This is a genomic window from Schinkia acidoalkalinis (assembly GCF_054301215.1).
In genome coordinates this window covers 597,560-616,493 of sequence record NZ_CP182573.1, presented here as the reverse complement: position 1 = coordinate 616,493, position 18,934 = coordinate 597,560, and the positions used below count along the sequence as shown (strand labels likewise).

The 18,934-nt window shown below is 38.3% G+C and carries 22 protein-coding genes; all 22 read left to right on the top strand.

Annotation, left to right across the window (positions count from 1 at the left end):
- The first annotated feature begins 1 nt into the window (after position 1).
- Positions 2–1,015, top strand: coding sequence for a flagellar motor switch protein FliG (gene fliG, locus ACNQFZ_RS03140; protein WP_458413903.1), 1,014 nt, complete (start codon positions 2–4; stop codon positions 1,013–1,015).
- Positions 1,008–1,820, top strand: a complete 813-nt coding sequence (fliH, locus tag ACNQFZ_RS03135) for a flagellar assembly protein FliH (RefSeq protein ID WP_458413902.1) — start codon at positions 1,008–1,010, stop codon at positions 1,818–1,820. Before fliG ends, fliH begins: the two co-directional genes overlap by 8 nt.
- On the top strand, positions 1,807–3,117 hold the full coding sequence (gene fliI / locus ACNQFZ_RS03130) for a flagellar protein export ATPase FliI (RefSeq protein ID WP_458413901.1): 1,311 nt from the start codon (positions 1,807–1,809) through the stop codon (positions 3,115–3,117). Before fliH ends, fliI begins: the two co-directional genes overlap by 14 nt.
- Before the next feature lie 25 nt (positions 3,118–3,142).
- Positions 3,143–3,586, top strand: coding sequence for a flagellar export protein FliJ (fliJ, locus tag ACNQFZ_RS03125; RefSeq protein WP_458413900.1), 444 nt, complete (start codon positions 3,143–3,145; stop codon positions 3,584–3,586).
- An 8-nt stretch (positions 3,587–3,594) separates the two neighbouring features.
- Positions 3,595–4,242, top strand: coding sequence for a MotE family protein (locus tag ACNQFZ_RS03120; RefSeq protein ID WP_458413899.1), 648 nt, complete (start codon positions 3,595–3,597; stop codon positions 4,240–4,242).
- A gap of 48 nt (positions 4,243–4,290) precedes the next feature.
- Positions 4,291–5,673: a flagellar hook-length control protein FliK gene (locus ACNQFZ_RS03115; protein WP_458413898.1), complete on the top strand. Its 1,383-nt coding sequence runs from the start codon at positions 4,291–4,293 to the stop codon at positions 5,671–5,673.
- An 18-nt stretch (positions 5,674–5,691) separates the two neighbouring features.
- Positions 5,692–6,351 carry a flagellar hook assembly protein FlgD gene (gene flgD, locus ACNQFZ_RS03110; RefSeq protein WP_458413897.1) on the top strand — a complete coding sequence of 220 codons (660 nt, stop codon included), beginning with the start codon at positions 5,692–5,694 and terminating at the stop codon, positions 6,349–6,351.
- Between the two features lie 33 nt (positions 6,352–6,384).
- Positions 6,385–6,762 (top strand): TIGR02530 family flagellar biosynthesis protein, encoded by a 378-nt coding sequence (locus tag ACNQFZ_RS03105; RefSeq protein WP_458413896.1) that lies wholly within the window; start codon positions 6,385–6,387, stop codon positions 6,760–6,762.
- A gap of 87 nt (positions 6,763–6,849) precedes the next feature.
- A complete protein-coding gene (locus ACNQFZ_RS03100; RefSeq protein WP_458413895.1) occupies positions 6,850–7,830 on the top strand; it encodes a flagellar basal-body rod protein FlgG in 981 nt (326 codons plus the stop codon).
- A 46-nt stretch (positions 7,831–7,876) separates the two neighbouring features.
- A complete protein-coding gene (locus ACNQFZ_RS03095) occupies positions 7,877–8,089 on the top strand; it encodes a flagellar FlbD family protein (protein ID WP_458413894.1) in 213 nt (70 codons plus the stop codon).
- Positions 8,090–8,518, top strand: a complete 429-nt coding sequence (gene fliL / locus ACNQFZ_RS03090) for a flagellar basal body-associated protein FliL (RefSeq protein WP_458413893.1) — start codon at positions 8,090–8,092, stop codon at positions 8,516–8,518.
- Positions 8,519–8,549: 31 nt separating this feature from the next.
- On the top strand, positions 8,550–9,548 hold the full coding sequence (gene fliM, locus ACNQFZ_RS03085) for a flagellar motor switch protein FliM (protein ID WP_458413892.1): 999 nt from the start codon (positions 8,550–8,552) through the stop codon (positions 9,546–9,548).
- Positions 9,538–10,824 (top strand): flagellar motor switch phosphatase FliY, encoded by a 1,287-nt coding sequence (gene fliY / locus ACNQFZ_RS03080; protein ID WP_458413891.1) that lies wholly within the window; start codon positions 9,538–9,540, stop codon positions 10,822–10,824. The genes fliM and fliY overlap by 11 nt, the downstream gene beginning before the upstream one ends.
- Positions 10,825–10,858: 34 nt before the next feature.
- Positions 10,859–11,221 (top strand): response regulator, encoded by a 363-nt coding sequence (locus tag ACNQFZ_RS03075; RefSeq protein WP_458413890.1) that lies wholly within the window; start codon positions 10,859–10,861, stop codon positions 11,219–11,221.
- Between the two features lie 21 nt (positions 11,222–11,242).
- A complete protein-coding gene (gene fliO, locus ACNQFZ_RS03070) occupies positions 11,243–11,917 on the top strand; it encodes a flagellar biosynthetic protein FliO (RefSeq protein WP_458413889.1) in 675 nt (224 codons plus the stop codon).
- Positions 11,914–12,594 (top strand): flagellar type III secretion system pore protein FliP, encoded by a 681-nt coding sequence (fliP, locus tag ACNQFZ_RS03065; RefSeq protein ID WP_458413888.1) that lies wholly within the window; start codon positions 11,914–11,916, stop codon positions 12,592–12,594. The genes fliO and fliP overlap by 4 nt, the downstream gene beginning before the upstream one ends.
- Positions 12,595–12,629: 35 nt before the next feature.
- A complete protein-coding gene (fliQ, locus tag ACNQFZ_RS03060) occupies positions 12,630–12,899 on the top strand; it encodes a flagellar biosynthesis protein FliQ (protein ID WP_458413887.1) in 270 nt (89 codons plus the stop codon).
- Between the two features lie 3 nt (positions 12,900–12,902).
- The gene (gene fliR, locus ACNQFZ_RS03055) at positions 12,903–13,679 is read left to right on the top strand and encodes a flagellar biosynthetic protein FliR (protein WP_458413886.1); all 777 of its coding nucleotides are present in this window, start codon (positions 12,903–12,905) and stop codon (positions 13,677–13,679) included.
- A 1-nt stretch (position 13,680) separates the two neighbouring features.
- A complete protein-coding gene (gene flhB / locus ACNQFZ_RS03050; RefSeq protein ID WP_458413885.1) occupies positions 13,681–14,766 on the top strand; it encodes a flagellar biosynthesis protein FlhB in 1,086 nt (361 codons plus the stop codon).
- A gap of 38 nt (positions 14,767–14,804) precedes the next feature.
- Positions 14,805–16,847: a flagellar biosynthesis protein FlhA gene (gene flhA / locus ACNQFZ_RS03045; RefSeq protein ID WP_458413884.1), complete on the top strand. Its 2,043-nt coding sequence runs from the start codon at positions 14,805–14,807 to the stop codon at positions 16,845–16,847.
- On the top strand, positions 16,844–18,013 hold the full coding sequence (flhF, locus tag ACNQFZ_RS03040; protein ID WP_458413883.1) for a flagellar biosynthesis protein FlhF: 1,170 nt from the start codon (positions 16,844–16,846) through the stop codon (positions 18,011–18,013). Before flhA ends, flhF begins: the two co-directional genes overlap by 4 nt.
- Positions 17,997–18,863: a MinD/ParA family protein gene (locus tag ACNQFZ_RS03035; RefSeq protein WP_458413882.1), complete on the top strand. Its 867-nt coding sequence runs from the start codon at positions 17,997–17,999 to the stop codon at positions 18,861–18,863. The genes flhF and ACNQFZ_RS03035 overlap by 17 nt, the downstream gene beginning before the upstream one ends.
- The last annotated feature ends 71 nt before the right edge of the window (positions 18,864–18,934 follow it).

The following is an 18,934-nucleotide window of genomic DNA, read 5'->3' as shown; positions in this document are numbered from 1 at the left end:
TATGGCGAAAAACTCTGACGGATTAACAGGAAGGCAAAAAGCGGCTATACTCTTAATTTCCCTTGGACCAGAAGTGTCTGCACAAGTTTATAAACATCTTTCAGAAGAAGAAATTGAAAAGCTAACATTAGAAATTTCGAGTGTAAAAAAGGTTGATACAAAACAAAAAGAAAATATTCTTGAACAATTTCATCAAATTGCCCTTGCCCAAGAATATATCTCCCAGGGCGGTATTGGTTATGCGAAAACAGTATTAGAGAAAGCGTTAGGTACAGAGCAAGCTGCATCTATCATTAATCGGTTAACATCCTCATTACAGGTCAAGCCATTTGATTTTGCGAGGAGAGCTGAACCTTCGCAAATTTTGAACTTTATTCAAAATGAACATCCGCAAACGATAGCCTTAATACTATCGTATCTAGATCCGGAACAGTCGGGACAAATACTGTCAGCTCTTCCACAAGAAATGCAGGCTGATATTGCCAGGCGGATTGCATTAATGGATAGTACGTCACCGGAAGTCATAAATGAAGTCGAACAAATTTTAGAACGAAAACTGTCGGCAACTGTAACGCAAGATTATACGCAAACAGGCGGCATCGAGGCGGTTGTAGAAGTACTGAATGGCGTCGACAGAAGTACGGAACGAACTATTTTGGATGCCTTGGAAATTCAAGATCCAGAGCTTGCTGAAGAGATTAAAAAGAGAATGTTTGTCTTTGAAGATATTGTCACACTTGATAGTCGTGCCATTCAGCGTGTCATTCGCGATTGTGAGAATTCGGATTTAATGCTTGCGTTAAAAGTAGCAAGTGAAGAAGTAAGAGAGATTGTCTTTAAAAATATGTCAAAACGGATGGCAGATACTTTCAAAGATGAGATGGAATATATGGGGCCAGTTCGCCTTCGTGATGTCGAAGAAGCACAGACTAGAATCGTTGGAACGATAAGACGACTAGAAGAGGCAGGCGAAATCGTAATCGCTCGCGGCGGGGGTGATGATATCATTGTCTAAGATAATCAAATCTTCCTTTGCACAATTAGAGGAAGGCCAAAAACGAATTCTATCACTAAGGCCGTTTTCAAAGGACTTTCGTTACTTCGAAGAAGGAAGCACAAATGAAATCATAAATAAGACGTCTAACATACAGGAAGTTGATGAAAAGGCGGAAGAAATTATTAGAGAAGCCGAAAAGGAAGCCATCAACATTCTGAAAAATGCTGAAAACAAATTACATGAAATGATGCATCAGATTGAAATTGAAAAACAAAACTGGGATACAGAAAAAGAACACTGGATTGAAATGGCCAAAAATGAAGGGTATGAAGAAGGTTTAAATCTTGGTAAACAAGATGGATTTAACGAGTATAAAACGTTTATTGACCTTGCCAAGGAAACGGTAAGTTTAAGTAAACAGGATTACGAAAAGAATGTCGAACAAGCAGAAATGACGATTCTTCATTTAGGACTTAAAACAGCTGAAAAAATTATTGGTTTTACGCTTGATGTAAATCCTGAAGCTTTTATGAATTTGGTTAAAAGAGTTATTAAAGAGGTAAAAGATCATCAAGACGTGCAAATACATGTACATCCGCTCTATTATGATTTACTCATTTCACAAAAGGAAGAAATTAAAGCTTTTTTTACCAATCCTATTACTGAGCTTTATATTATTCCTGATGATGAACTGGAACAAACGGATTGTGTGATTGAATCCTCATTCGGAAGAATTGATGCAAGTATCGATACACAACTACATGAAATAAAGATGAAGTTAATCCAAATACTGGAAGGGGATTTGGAAGATGAAGGCCGTTGATCTTATTTCTACTATTGACACAATCGATACACTGAAACGGTATGGTCGTGTTACTAGAGTCATCGGCTTGATGATTGAATCACGTGGGCCGGAGAGCTCCATTGGAGATTTGTGCTATATCCATGTTGGGGTGAAGCGAAAGCGTACGATTCCAGCGGAAGTAGTTGGATTTCGCGACTCGTTTGTCTTGCTCATGCCTTATACAACGATTCAAGATATTTCACCTGGCTGTCTTGTCGAGGCAACTGGAGATTCGCTGGAAATTAAAGTTGGCTCAGGGCTTATCGGCGGCGTTCTAGATCCGCTTGGATTACCGATGGATGGAAGTCCGCTTCCAAAGGGATTAACGGCGGTACCTACGGACCAGTCCCCACCAAACCCAATGAAAAGGCCCCCGATAGATGAAGAAATTGAAGTTGGCGTCCGTGCTATCGATAGTATGCTAACAGTTGGCAAAGGGCAGAGGATCGGTATCTTTGCTGGTAGTGGTGTTGGAAAAAGTACATTAATGGGGATGATTGCCCGCAACTCTGAAGCGGATATAAATGTCATTGGATTAATAGGTGAACGTGGCCGTGAAGTGAGGGAATTCATTGAACGAGACTTAGGTGAAGAAGGGTTAAGGAAATCAGTTGTCGTTTGTGCAACCTCTGATCAACCGGCTCTAATGAGGCTTAAGGGTGCTTATACAGCCACGGCGGTTGCTGAATATTTCCGTGACCAAGGCTACAATGTAATGATGATGATGGACTCGGTTACCCGGGTAGCGATGGCGCAAAGGGAGATTGGCCTAGCAATTGGTGAGCCACCGACTACAAAAGGTTATACACCGTCTGTATTTTCAATTTTACCGAAACTTCTTGAACGGACTGGTACGAACGATATGGGGTCGATTACTGCATTCTATACCGTGTTGGTTGATGGGGACGATATGAACGAGCCGATTGCTGATGCAGTCCGTGGAATTTTGGATGGCCATCTTGTTTTAGATCGGGCCTTAGCCAATAAAGGCCATTATCCGGCCATTAATATATTAAAAAGTGTAAGCCGTGTGATGAATAATATTGTAACAAAAGAGCATCGCCAAGCGGCTGAAAAGTTACGGGATTTGCTCGCAACTTATATAGATTCAGAGGATTTAATTAATATTGGAGCCTATAAGCGCGGATCCTCTAAAGATATTGATGAAGCGATTCGCTATTATCCAAAGATTATCTCTTATTTAAAACAAGAAACAGATGAACATATTCGTAAAATAGATTCGATAACTTCACTCAATCAGTTATTCGAACAATAATCCTCTTTTATGGGGGTGACTATCGTTGGGATTTAAATATAAATTCGAAAAACTTTTAGCCATTAAAGAAAATGAAAAAGATATCGTGGTCGGCGAATATAACGAGGCTGTACAGAAGTTTGAGAATGTTGCTACCAAACTTTATGAATTATTAAAACAAAAAGAAGATTTACAAAAACGGCAGAACATGCAATTCAAAAATGGTTTATATATTGGTCAAATCCAAAATCTAGAGCGTTTTTTGCTGCTGCTTGAAAAATCAATTGCTGAATATCAGCTTCTAGTGGCAAAGGCCCGAAAGATGATGGAGTTAAAGCAACAGCTACTCCTTGAAAAGAACATTGAAGTAAAAAAATATGAAAAAATTAGAGAGAACGCTTTGCATTCCTATATTCAATTTGAAAAGGCCGAGGAGAATAAAGTAATGGATGATATCTCAATCCAACAATACATGAATCGGGGAAATTAGGTGTTGATATGAGTAATAAAATAGAAGAAAAACAACCAACAAATAATAGCCCGGAAGATGTGGAAGTTGAAAAAAAGTATAGCAAAATTCAATGGTTTTTTGCGTGTTTCGTTGTTCCTCTTTTATTTTCAGTTGTTGTATCCCTTGTAGTAATGTCAATGGCTGGGATAAATGTATTTCACCTTGCTGAAAAATACAAGGATAAAATACCAGATGTAACTTCTTTGGTAAATCATGATGAAAAGACGAGCGCTCCTGCTGAAAGGATTACGTCATTAAACGCTACGATTAAACAGCAAAAACAAGAAATAGCAAAGCTGAAAACAGAAATTGAAAGTAAACTAAAGGACCTTAAGGGGTCAAAGGAAGAAATCGATCTCTTGACAAAACAGTTGGAGTCTTTGCAAGAAAAGCAGGTAACAGCAACAGTAAAGCTTGAGGAGCTGGCGAAGGTATATGAAACCATGTCTGCGAAAAAATCAGCAGCAATCTTTTCCAAAATGGATAATAAGGATGTTATTGAAATTTTAGTCAATATGAATAATGAGGCCAGGGCGGCAGTTTTGGAAAAAATGGATCCAGTAAAAGCGGCAAAGTTGACAGTTTTGTTAAAAGATGAAGTAGAAAAAGGAAACGCCGAAATAAATAATGGGTAGGCCGAAATTCTGAACCTTTGCTCTTACTTTGAAAGGGGGTGAGAAAAAATGAACGCGACTACAATAGTAATGAATCAAGCGGTTTCTAAACAGAAAAATGTTTCGGGTCAGCTCAATAATCATAACAAAGATGGAGAGACAAGCCCGTTTGCCAAAGTACTCCATGGAGAAGTAAAAAAACAAGAAATAAGTAAACAAGAAATAAGTAAACAAACAAGTGCGGAAGAACCTAAAAATGTAGATCCTTTATCATTATCTGAAGTTGACAAATCAAGCCAAGCTGTTGATTCCAAAAAGCCTGAATCTCAGGAATTAGAAAGTGCGATGGAACAATTGCTGGATTTGATACCAATCAATGAAGGGTATATGGATCCTAAATTGTTGCAGAATCCGGAAGTGTTAGCTTTATTAGCTCAATTGCCTCAGCAATTTCAGCAGTTATTAACAAATTTTATTCAATCTGGCGAATCCTTTGAACACATATTGGCACAGACCGAAAATGGCAGCAAAGAACAGCTCGGTCTAATGCTTTTGGCAATTTATCAGCTTGAAAACAGAGGTCAGAAGCTTCCAAATGAAATCAATGAGGCAGATTTTGTTATGAAATTGCAGAGTCAACTGAATGCGGTTTTCAATGTGCAAATGCCGGAAAAATCAGGTAGTGCAAAAGTCCTTTTAACCAAGCTGGTTCAAAAACTTGATGAAAAGAACACTGATGAGAGGTCCCAAAACACACCGCTGAACAAACTTGAGCTAAGACAAATTATTCATAGGGTTTTATACGCAAACAGCAGTAACCCAAATAATGGAGATGAAGAGAGTACCGAAAAAGAATCATTTGGAACGACGGCATCTTTACGCGAACCAACAGCACAAAATGATATTAATGAAGATGTATTCGACCACGTGGTCGCAAGCTCCATTAAAGAGGGCGGCTCTGTTAAGGGCATTCAGCAATATGTCTTACATGTCAACCAACCCGCTGGTTCTACAATACCGGAGGATCAAATTTTAGAGCAGTTAAATAATATTATGAAGCAGAGTAAATTTAGTTCGTCTCCAAATGGGACAAGCCAGCTATTCATTAAGTTGAATCCAGCCCATTTAGGATCATTGATCATTAAGTTGACTGAAACAAATGGAGAAATGATAGCACGCATCATCGCATCATCTGCAACAGCTAAAGAAGTGATTGAATCCAATTTAAATAATTTAAAGCATGTTTTAACAACGCAAAACATTAATGTTGAAAAATTTGAGATTGGATACCAAGGTGACAGTCAGTATGGGGAAGCGAATCGAGAAAGCAGTGGGCAAGATGGTCAGTCGAAGCGAAGACAGGAGCATCAAGAATTGAATCAACTGAGTAATGAGGATGAAGCCTCTGAGGGAAATTCATTCAAGGATGAATTATTAAACATGATCGTCTAGGAATGAGGTGGTTTTTAAATGGCAAATACAATTGAATCAAACTTATATCTTGAAAATTATAAACAGACTCAAAGAAAGACATCAGGCAACACCCTTGGAAAAGATGAATTTCTGAAAATATTAATGACACAATTACAAAACCAAGATCCGTTAAATCCAATGGAAGACAAGGAATTTATCGCACAGATGGCACAGTTTTCGACCTTGGAACAAATGACAAATTTGTCCTCATCCATGCAAAAGTTTATTGACTTCCAAAAAAGCAATACGCTAAGCTCTTATGTTGACTGGATTGGCAAAAATGTTGATTATGAAATTATCACAAAAAATACAGACAAAGATGGGAATGAACTCGAACCAACGGTTGAAAATGGTTCTGGCACGATTGAATCAATCGTCAATAAAGATGATGTAATAGAGCTTCATTTAGAGGATGGTAAGGTCATTTACCAAGACGAGATTACGAAGATCCAAAATCAAATTGAGCCTACTAATGCAAATCAGTTAACAATAGCAAGCCAAATGATTGGCAAACAAGTAACGTGGGTCGATGAAAATGATGAGGCAGCGGATTCAATTATTCGCTCTGTGCAAATGAAAAACGGAAAACTGTTATATGAACTTGAAAATGGTTTATTTATTAATGGAAACCAAATTACAAAGGTTATGAATCAGTAGAATAATAGAATAATAAAGCAGGTGGTGGAATACATGGATCATCGCATACATCAGTTAAACTACCATCCACTCTCACATATTAAAAACCAAGTTAAAAAGCCGGTTGATAGTAACGGACCTTCGTTTAAACAATTACTTGGCAATATTCAAGAAGAAACTAGCTTGAGGATAACTAAGCATGCTGAAAAGCGATTAAACGAAAGAAACATAAAAATCGATCAAGAACTTTGGCATAAAATTGAACAAAAAGTTCATGAAGCTAAAGGAAAAGGTGTTAGTGATTCCCTGGTAATCACCGACCAAGCGGCTTTGATCATCAGCGCCAAAAATAACACAGTGATTACAGCGATGGATAGACAAGAAGCAAGCTCGCAAATATTTACAAATATTAATGGAACTATTTTAATATAAAACTTCAAAAGAGCCGGACCGGAAGGAAGCTCTTGCCACTACCGACTGACAGAGGCAGTGGACTTTAATAAAAAGGAGTGCATATTTATGTTACGTTCAATGTATTCAGGAATAAGCGGAATGAAAAACTTTCAAACAAAACTAGATGTAATTGGTAATAATATCGCCAATGTGAATACGTATGGTTTTAAAAAAGGAAGGGTTGTTTTTAAAGATTTATTTAGCCAGCAGATGGCAGGTGCCAGCGGACCAACAGCAACAAAAGGGGGTGTCAATCCTCGCCAAGTTGGCTTGGGCTCCCAGTTATCTGCTATTGACACAATTGATACAACAGGAAGTTTACAAACAACGGGGAGAACCTTGGACCTAGCAATTTCTGGTGATGGCTACTTTATGGTTGGTAAAGGAACACTGCCAGAGGCTGATCCTGATACTGGTGAAAGGGAGCAACCTTATATTTTTGATGGTGCTCCTGATATAAGCTACACTCGTGCCGGTAATTTTTATTTTGATAAAGATGGATTCCTAGTAAACTCTGATGGATTATATGTAATGGGCCTTACAGCAACAGATGATGCGACAATTCCTGATGATGTTTCAATTAGCTATGATGCAGACGGTAAAGCAACTGTAGAAGGTGTTGAAACGAGTGAACTTGGAGCCATCCGCGTTCCAACTAACGCTCAATCCTTTAGCATTGGTGCAGATGGAATGGTAACGTACATCAATAAAGAAGGAGATTTAAGAGTAGCAGGGGTGTTATCGGTCGGTAAATTCCCTAATAATGGCGGTATGGAAAAAGTGGGTGAAAACTTATATAAGCCAAGTGCTAACTCTGGAACACCTAATGTCTATGATGCAGATGGTGGTTTTCATCCGGAAAATATGTATTTCCCTGGCGAAAATGGAGCTGGAAAAATTGCTGCAGGCGCTTTGGAAATGTCCAACGTTGACTTGTCAGAAGAATTTACAGAAATGATTGTCGCCCAACGTGGGTTCCAAGCCAACACAAAAATTATCACAACATCTGATGAAATACTACAAGAATTAGTAAATTTGAAAAGATAAGGTAGGGAGGTGGGGAGTCTAGCAACCTGCTTGACTCCCATCTATTTTGATTAAACTTACACGCTTAAATGGACAAAGTTTTTTTCTTAATGCAATTTATATCGAGCAAGTTCAATCGTTTCCTGACACGACTATTACGCTAACAAATGGCAAAAAAATTGTCGTGCGGGAGGCGGAAGATGATGTTATTCTTTTAGTTAGAGAATTTTATCGTGATATTAATATAATGGGATCTTTACATAAAAGGGAGGAGGAGTAAGTGACGAAAAATAAACTAGTAAATGTTATGTTGATTATACTCATTGTAATTACTTTATCAGGCATCGTGGCTTACTTTGCTATTACCAAACTTTCAAGTGTAGACGGCCCTAAAGAACCAACCATTGATGATATTTTGGAATTATCTATTGATACTGAAGAAATGACAACGAATTTAAATGATGGTCACTATTTGGTGATTCAGCTAAAAATACAAGCTGACAGCAAAGATGCTAAAGAAGAGCTTGAAAAGCGAAACTTCCAAATAAAGAACATTCTTATACAGGAACTTGCTTCGATGAAGTCAGAGCAGTTTACATCAAAGGAAGGACTTATTAAGGTTCAGAATCTATTAAAGGATCGTTTAAACGAAATTGTTCAAACTGGGCATGTAGAGAAGGTCTATATTACCAATCGGTTGATTCAATAGTGTGAACGAACCTTTTTGGAGGTGAAATGATTTGGCTGAAGAAGTTTTGTCCCAAAGTGAAATCGATGCACTGCTCTCGGCGCTTTCTGCAGGGGAAATGAATGCAGATGAACTGAAAAAGGAAGAAAAGGAAAGAAAGGTTAAAGTCTATGACTTTAAACGTGCCTTAAGGTTCTCAAAAGATCAAATCCGAAGTCTATCAAGGATACATGAAAACTTTGCGAGATTACTTACGACCCATTTTTCAGCACAGCTACGAACGTATGTACAAATTTCCGTAGCTTCTGTAGATCAAATCCCTTATGAAGAATTTATACGCTCTATACCGAAAATGACAATTTTAAATGTTTTTGAGGTACCACCGCTTGAAGGGCGGCTGCTTATCGAGGTAAATCCTAATATTGCCTATGCCATGTTAGACCTTGTCTTAGGTGGTAGAGGAAGTAGCATTAATAAGGTTGAAAATTTGACGGAAATTGAAACAAAAGTGATGTCGAATTTGTTTGAGCGGGCTTGCGAAAATCTTCAAGAAGCATGGGCGTCGATTGCAAATATTGACCCCATCCTAACCGATTTCGAAGTGAATCCGCAGTTTTTACAAATGGTTTCGCCAAATGAAACAGTTGTCGTTATTTCATTAAATACAACGATTGGCGAGACAAGCGGAATGATTAATATCTGTCTACCGCATGTTTTATTGGAACCAATTATACCAAAGCTGTCTGTCCATTATTGGATGCAAACAGCGAAAAAAGAGCGCTTGCCTGAAGAGATATCATTGTTGGAAAGAAGAATCAAAAAAGCTGAACTTCCGATTCAGGCTATACTTGGCGAATCAGTCATAAGTGTGCAGGAATTTTTAAACTTAAATATTGGTGATGTAATACAATTGAATCAGCAAGTAGATCTGCCATTACAAATAAGAATCGCTGATCACCCAAAATTTATTGGACAAGCAGGAAAGATGAGACAAAGTTTAGCCATTCAAATATTAGACAAATACAATGGGGGTGAAGACGATGGTGAGTGATGGAATGCTGTCACAAGATGAGATTGATGCGCTCTTAAGGGGCGGTGGAGATGATTTTTCAATTGATGATTCCACTAGTTTAATAGAAAGTTCTTCTAACATAGACGATTATCTAACTCCACTTGAGCAAGACGCACTAGGGGAAATAGGGAATATTTCTTTCGGCAGCTCTGCAACTGCCCTTTCGACTTTACTTAATCAAAAAGTGGATATTACTACACCGAAAGTTTATGCAGTTAAGCGCGGCCAATTAGCAGATGCCTTTCCCCAGCCCTATGTTGCAGTTCAAGTGGAATATACGTCTGGATTTAGAGGCTATAATTTACTTGTTATCAAAAGAAGCGATGCAGCCATTATTGCAGATTTAATGCTTGGTGGCGATGGCCTTAATCCTTCACAGGAATTAGGAGAAATTCAGTTAAGTGCTGTTCAAGAGGCTATGAATCAAATGATGGGGTCAGCAGCAACTTCAATGTCAACAGTGTTTAATAAAAAGGTTGATATTTCACCGCCAAGTATTGATTTACTTGACTTTATGGCTGGTGCTGGGACTGAAAAGGTGCCGGATGATGAAGTCCTTATCCAGATTTCTTTTAATTTAAAAATCGGCGAATTAATAGACTCCGATATTATGCAGATCCTGCAAGTAGATTTCGCGAAGGAATTGGTGGAAGGCTTATTAAATCCTACGGCGAACAGTGCACCTGATGTTGTTGTCCCAAATCCAATAAGTGAAGCACAACAAGTGCCTCCACAAGTGTCTGGTCAAGAGGTAGCGGCGGCCATCGAAACGCCGGTGCCGACGATGGAAAAACAAGAAATGAATATGAATTACTATCAAGGACCAACTGGGCAGCAAATACCTGCGCAGCAAATGCCAATGGGCTATTACGGACAAGCGATGGTGCCTCCGGTTACCGGTCCGCAACATATCGGTTCAGGGCCGGTCAATACCGCAAACATTCAGCCTGTAGTCTTTTCATCGTTTGGTCAGGCTCCAATGCCTCCACAAGAAGCTAGTAATCTTGCAATGCTACTAGATATACCGCTTCATGTAACGGTTGAATTAGGAAGGACGAAACGTTCTGTTAAAGAAATATTAGAGCTTTCTACAGGGTCCATCATTGAACTAGATAAATTAGCAGGTGAACCTGTTGACATTTTGGTTAATAATAAGCTGATTGCTAAAGGGGAAGTCGTCGTAATTGAAGAAAATTTCGGCGTGAGGGTCACTGATATTATTAGCCAGTCAGAACGAATTAAGAATTTACAATAAATAAAAACTAAATAGGTCGATGGAGGTATATAGTGTGGGAAATAGAATTTTGATTGTTGATGATGCAGCTTTTATGAGAATGATGATTAAAGATATACTTACGAAAAATGGCTTTGAAGTAGTTGGTGAGGCTTCCGACGGCGCTCAAGCTATCGAAAAATATAACGAAGTTCGTCCAGATTTAGTGACAATGGATATAACCATGCCAGAAATGGATGGTATTACAGCATTAAAGGGGATAAAAAAAATCGACCCAAATGCGAAAATTATAATGTGCTCTGCAATGGGCCAACAGGCAATGGTTATTGATGCCATTCAAGCTGGTGCGAAGGACTTTATTGTAAAGCCGTTCCAGGCTGACCGAGTGCTCGAGGCTATTAGGAAAACACTTGGATAATGTAGAGGGGGCAGCTAATGCTTGCGTAAATTTCTATTATTACTCACGTTAATCATGATGTATGCTCCGTTTGGGCTAACCGTCCAAGCGGAGACGGATACAGATAATCAATCGGTAGAACAAATGCTGATTAATGGGCAGAAGAAAGCTCCGTCAACCAGTAAAAACATAGCAACACCGTCTAAAACAGAAATAGACCAAGGTTTACCTGCTGATGAAGCACCTAAATTTGATAGCCAATTTTCATGGTTGGATTTTGTTAAAATGTTTTTTGCTTTAGCGGTCGTCATTGCACTTATCTATATTATTTTACGGTTTGTGAATAAAAGGAACCGAATGTTCGGGCAAATGAAAACAATGGAAAACTTAGGCGGTATATCTTTAGGTCCAAATCGATCCATCCAGTTGGTGAGAATTGGTGACAACGTGCTGGTAGTTGGTGTAGGGGACACAATCCAATTATTAAAGGAAATTACCTCACAAGCTGAAATTGATAAGCTTATTAGCCAAAATGAGGTTCAGCAGATTCATATTAGCGAAACGATTATAAATAAAATCTTGCCAAAAAATAAAGGTGCAGATTACAAGCAAGTTTCCGTTAAAAGCTTTAGTCAAATGCTTAAAGGGCAATTAGAAGATGTAGCTGAAGGGAGAAAAAAGCTTTATGAAAAAATTAAGAGGGATCAGGACGAATGAATGAGTTTCTTCCAGGCTTGGACCTAAATCTTTTTAGTAATGCTGATCCAGCAAATGTATCCACAACTGTTCAGTTAATTCTTCTCTTAACCGTCCTTTCATTAGCTCCAAGTATTTTAATTTTAATGACGAGCTTTACACGAATTGTGATTGTCCTTTCTTTTGTAAGGACGTCTCTAGGAACACAGCAAATGCCGCCAACGCAAGTGTTGATTAGTTTAGCGCTTTTTTTAACATTTTTTATTATGGCACCAACTTTTTCGGAAATTAATGACCAAGCGATTGGTCCTTATTTAGACGGTAAAGTTACCCAGCAGGAAGCCTTTGACCGTGCGGCCTTGCCAATGAAGGAATTTATGAGTAAGCATACTAGACAAAAGGATTTAATGCTATTTTTAGGATACGCGGAAATAGAAAAGCCGAAAACAATCGACGATATTCCTTTAACAGCACTTGTTCCAGCTTTTGCAATAAGCGAACTGAAAACTGCTTTTCAAATCGGCTTTATGATCTTTGTCCCGTTCCTGGTGATTGATATGATTGTCGCCAGTGTTTTAATGTCAATGGGGATGATGATGCTTCCGCCAGTCATGATTTCGCTGCCGTTTAAAATTTTGCTATTTGTCATGGTCGATGGCTGGTACCTTGTTGTTAAGTCGTTGCTGTTAAGCTTTTAATCTCATTTGAGGTGTATCTGATAGGAGTGATGTAAATGAACTCTCATTTTGTGATCAGCGTTGCTGAACAAGGAATTATGACTGTTTTAGCAGTGTCCTTACCGTTATTGCTTCTAGCGCTTGTAGTTGGCTTGATTGTTAGTATTTTCCAAGCAACAACACAAATTCAAGAACAAACACTCGCATTTGTTCCAAAGATAATTGCAGTTTTGGCAGGTCTTGTTTTTTTCGGGCCATGGATGCTTTCAAGAATTGTCGATTATACATTTCAAATCTTTAATAATCTTTACAAGTTTGTAGGGTAAAAAATGATTGATCTTATCAATGCATTTCCTGTGTTTTTATTAATATTTATTCGTGTCACATCATTTTTTGTAACTGTTCCTCTCTTTTCTTATCGGAACATCCCTAACATTCATAAAGTGGGTTTAGCATTTTTTTTATCTTATTTAATGTTCTTATCAATGAAGCATCCAACCCTTGCAATTGATGAAATGTATTTTATGCTAGTCATTAAAGAAATGTTAGTCGGTTTGTTGATTGGCTTGGTGGCTTACATGGTAATATCGGCCATTCAAATTGCTGGTGGATTTATTGACTATCAGATGGGATTTGCCATCGCCAATGTTTTTGATCCAATGACAGGGGCGCAAAGTCCGTTGATGGGCCAATATTTATATACGTTTGCCCTTTTATTAATGCTTGCAGTGGATGCCCACCATCTATTACTAGATGGAATCTATTACAGTTATAAGATCATTCCAATTGATCAGACCGTATTGCATCTTGGTAGTGAAAGGCTGGTGGAATTTATTGCAAAGGCATTTAATTCCATGTTTATTATCGCTTTTCAAATGTCAATTCCGATTGTCGGCTGCTTATTTTTAGTTGATGTAGCCTTAGGGATTACAGCTAGAACAGTACCGCAGCTTAATATTTTTGTAGTGGGCTTGCCGGTAAAAATATTAGTAAGTTTTGTATTGCTCGTCGCCGTGATTCCGGTATTTATGATTCTATTTCAAAAATTATTTGAATCTATGCTGTATACGATGCGAGGATTGATGCATATCTTTGGGGGCGTATAGTGTGTCTAATTACCTTCGACTTGACTTACAGTTTTTTGCAGGTGAAAAAACAGAAAAAGCTACACCGAAAAAACGCCAAGATGCCCGAAAAAAAGGACAAGTAGCTAAAAGTCAGGATATAAGTACGGCTTTCATACTTTTTTTTGCCTTCATACTTTTTATGGTTTTAGGGGGATCTTTAAAAGACCAAATGTTGTCCATGATCAAGGTAACATTAAATGAATATATGCTTTGGGATCTTACGGAAGCCAATATCCATAAGATGTTTGTCGATTTTACGATAAGGGCTCTCTATTTTGTAGCCCCCATTATGCTTATGGTTGCCATCATTGGTGTGGCTGCAAATTTCATGCAATTTGGTTTTTTATTTTCAGCCGAAGCCATTCAGTTTAAATTAGAGAAAATAAATCCCATTACAGGTGCGAAACGGATTTTTTCAATTCGTGCAATCGTAGAGCTTTTTAAATCGATTTTAAAGATCGCTGTCGTTGGAACAGGAGCATTTGCAGTTTTGTATATGCATTTTGACGAAGTGTTGACACTATCGCAAAAAAGTGTTGCTACATCGTTAGCCTTAATTGGAAAAGTTACCATTCAAATGGGGTTAGTCGTTTCAATTTTGTTAATTGTCCTGGCAGCATTTGACTTTGCCTATCAAAAATTTGAACATGAAAAAAACCTTCGCATGTCTAAGCAGGATATTAAAGATGAATACAAAACAACCGAAGGGGATCCGAAGATTAAATCTAAAATCAAGGAAAAGCAAAGGCAGATGGCAATGCAGCGCATGATGCAGGAGATCCCGAAAGCAGATGTCGTCATTACGAATCCAACCCATTATGCCGTTGTCTTAAAATATGATGAAGAAAAAGCAGATGCCCCGATTGTTGTAGCAAAAGGGGTAGATTATGTCGCGTTAAAAATAAAACAGATTGCCAAAAATCATGACATTACCACAATAGAAAACCGGCCGCTGGCTAGGGGCTTATATGCCCAAGCGGATATTGGAGATGTCATTCCAGAACAGTTTTTTAAAGCTGTAGCTGAGATTTTGGCGTATGTATATCGTCTAAAAAGAAAAGTCTAGACTTGATTTAATAGCTTACTAGAATGGAGAGAACGTAAATGGCAGCAAGAGACCTTCCGGTACTAATAGGTGTTATATTAATCATTGCCATGCTCATTATACCTTTACCAGGATGGTTGTTAAGCATCCTTATCATGTGCAATATTACGCTAGCATTAATTGTCATCCTTGTTTCGATGAATATGAGGGAAGCGCTCCAATTTTCGATCTTTCCTTCACTGCTATTATTATTAACATTATTTCGGTTAGGTTTGAACGTTTCAACAACAAGATCGATTCTTAGCAAAGGGGAAGCAGGCGGTGTTGTTGAAACATTCGGCTCCTTCGTTATTGGTGGAAATGCCCTTGTTGGTTTTGTTGTCTTTTTAATTTTGATTATCATTCAATTCATTGTTATTACAAAGGGGTCGGAACGTGTCTCAGAAGTAGCAGCCCGTTTTACATTGGATGCAATGCCCGGTAAGCAAATGAGTATTGATGCTGATTTGAATGCTGGGATGATTTCTGAACTGGAGGCTCGTGAAAGACGCGAAAAAATTCAACGTGAAGCTGATTTTTACGGTGCCATGGATGGTGCCAGTAAGTTTGTAAAAGGAGATGCCATTGCCGGCATCATCATTACGATTATTAATATTATTTTTGGAATCATTATTGGTATGGTTCAAATGGACCTATCTTTTACAGAATCTACCCATCGTTTTACGCTGTTAACAGTTGGTGATGGCCTTGTCAGTCAAATCCCAGCACTGATTATTTCAACTGCGACTGGTATTGTCGTAACAAGAGCAGCATCAGATGGAAACTTAGGCTCAGATGTCGTTCGCCAATTATTTTTTACTTTTCCAAAACTTTTATATATAGCAGGGGGAACGATTGCCGGCCTTGGGCTTTTTACTCCCATTAATGATATACTTACTTTACCAATTGCTGGACTTTTAGGGGTTGGCGGCTATTTCCTTTCAAAAAATAGCCAACAGCAAAATATAATGGAAATGGCAGCTGCAGATGAGGAAGTGGAAGCTGAGGATTTGAAAAGTCCCGAAAGTGTTATTAACTTACTCACTGTCGATCCAATTGAGTTTGAGTTTGGCTATGGGTTAATTCCTTTAGCTGATACGAACCAAGGCGGCGACTTGTTAGATCGTATTGTGATGATCAGAAGGCAACTGGCGATTGAGTTGGGAATTATTGTTCCTGTTGTACGGATTCGAGATAATATCCAACTTCAGCCCAATGAATACCGCGTTAAGATTAAAGGGAACGAGGTAGCAAGAGGGGAACTATTGTTAGACCATTATATGGCGATGAGTCCCGGGATTGATGATGAAAGTATCGAGGGAATTGATACAATTGAACCGGCTTTTGGTATGCCTGCAATCTGGATTGCGGAGGATATGAAGGAGAGGGCGGAACTTTCGGGATATACAGTTGTAGATCCGCCATCTGTCGTATCGACCCATTTAACGGAAATCATTAAGAATAATGCGAATGTCCTTCTAGGAAGACAAGAGACAAAACAGTTAATTGACCATTTGAAAGAGTCTTATCCAATCCTAGTTGAGGAAGTTACACCAAACCCGTTATCAGTTGGTGATGTTCAGCGTGTCTTAGCAAAACTGTTAAAAGAGCGGGTATCGATTCGCAACCTGCCGATTATTTTTGAGGCCTTGGCGGATTATGGCCGACTGACAGGCGATACTGATTTATTAACGGAATATGTAAGACAAGCTTTATCACGGCAAATCACTCACCAGTACTTAGTGGATGGAGAAGCATTAAAAGTTGTCACTTTATCTGGCAGGGTTGAAAAAACGATTGCGGAAGGAATTCAACAAACGGAGCATGGAAATTACTTATCACTTGATCCGAATGTTACGCAAACACTAATCGAGAATATTGCGGCTGAAATGGAAAGAGTGTCGATGCTCGGAGAAGCTCAAGTGATTCTTTGCTCACCAGCCGTTCGTATGTATGTGAAACAATTAATTGAGCCTTATTTAGCGGGAATACCCGTTTTATCCTATAACGAATTGGAATCAACTGTTGAAGTGCAAAGTGTAGGGGTGGTGAATATCGAATGAAAGTAAAAAAATTTATTGCACCAAATATGCCTGAAGCTATGAAAATGATCCGCAATGAATTGGGAAAAGATGCGGTTATTCTGAATTCAAAGGTTGTGCAAAAGGGTGGCATATTTGGCTTCTTTACGAAAAAAAATATCGAGGTGATAGCGGCTATTGATCCGCAGCCGATTCCGAAAAAACAGCCTGTACCTATATCAAAAGTTTCGCCACAGGTGCCAAAAGCAGAACAGATAGCTCCGGCTATAGAAGCAAAAGAAGTAGATAAAAACAACCAAGAATTATTAAAAGAAATCCGTGATTTAAAAGTCATGATGAAAGACTTAGCAGCAAATGGTGGCCGGGATCACTTTGAACATTATCCCGGCCCTTTAAAAGAAATGAATCAATTTTTAATGCAGCAGGAAGTGGAGCAACAGCAAAGGAAAGATTTGATGGATACTCTTCTTGAAAAGTGGTATTTAAATCAAGGGAAGGCTGACTTTTCCCAAATTACCAAATGGGCAAAGGATTTTCTAATTAATCAAATGTCTTCATTACCATTCGGTGCACTCCCTAATTCTAAGAAATATATTAATGTTGTTGGCCCTACAGGTGTTGGAAAAACAACGAGCCTAGCAAAGATTGCAGCACAAGCTGTATTGAAATATGGCAAAAAAGTTGCCTTTATTACAACTGATACCTATCGTATTGCTGCTATCGATCAACTAAAGACCTACGCAAAAATATTAAACGTTCCTCTTGAAGTTACATATACGCTTGACGATTTTGTTAAAGCGAAGGAAAGATTCTCCCATTTTGACCTGATACTAATTGATACAGCAGGAAGAAACTTTAGAAATAAGCAATATGTAGAAGATTTAAAATCTGTTATTGATTTTGACGATGACCTGGAAACTATTTTAGTGCTTGCATTAACCTCAAAGTATTCAGATATGATTGAAATCTTTGAACAATTCTCATTGTTAAAAATCGATAAGCTTATTTTTACTAAAGTGGATGAGACATCGAAATATGGATCTATGGTAAACCTTATCTCAAAATATAAGACCGGCGTTGCTTATTTAACCAATGGACAAAATGTTCCAGACGACATTATCGAGGCGTCACCAGAATCAATAGCAAATACTGTTTTTGGGGTAAATAAATATGAAAGATCAAGCTGAAAAACTAAGAGCGAAAATTGAACAGTTGCAAAGTGGGGCAAAAACAAAAACGATTGCCGTCGTCAGCGGAAAGGGTGGAGTCGGAAAATCTAACTTTTCGTTAAATTTTGCGCTAGGTTTATCTAAGGCCGGGGCTTCGGTGTTATTATTTGATATGGATATCGGGATGGGGAATATCGATATTTTAATGGGGGTCACACCTGAACATTCAATCGTTGATATGTTTGAAGATCAAGAATTAAGGCTTAGAGACATCATTGAAAAAGGAGTCGATAACCTTTCTTATATCGCTGCTGGAACAGGTCTATCAAAAATTTTCAAGCTGGATGACGAGAAGTTTGAATTATTTATTACCCAGCTAGAAGAACTAGTTGTTGATTATCAATATATTATTTTTGACATGGGTGCAGGAATAACCGAAGAAAGCTTGCAGTTTATCTTATCTGTCAATGAAGTGATGGTAATTGCAACTCCTGAACCGACCTCAATCACAGATGCCTACGCTGTGATGAAGTATATTCATCTCAAAGAGTCTAATATGCCATTTTATTTAATAGTGAATCGGGCATTTTCAGTACAGCAGGCATTGTCTACATCCAATCGACTTGAAAATGTAGTTAAACAGTTTCTGGACAAAGATGTTGTTGCATTAGGGGATCTGCCTGATGATCGTGCTGTGATAAAGGCTGTTAGTCATCAAATACCTTTTTTACTATATGCACCGGATTCTGAAGTAAGCCGTTCAATGTTAAGAATTGTCAATCGCTATAAGAATCATAAATTTGACCAAAAGCAGTCTACATCCTCATATAATTTTATTTCTAAGCTTCGCCGCTATTTTAGTCAATAAGAGTAATAATAAACGGAAAGGTAGGGCAGGTTGGTGACAAATCAAGTTAAAGTTTTAGTTGTTGATGATTC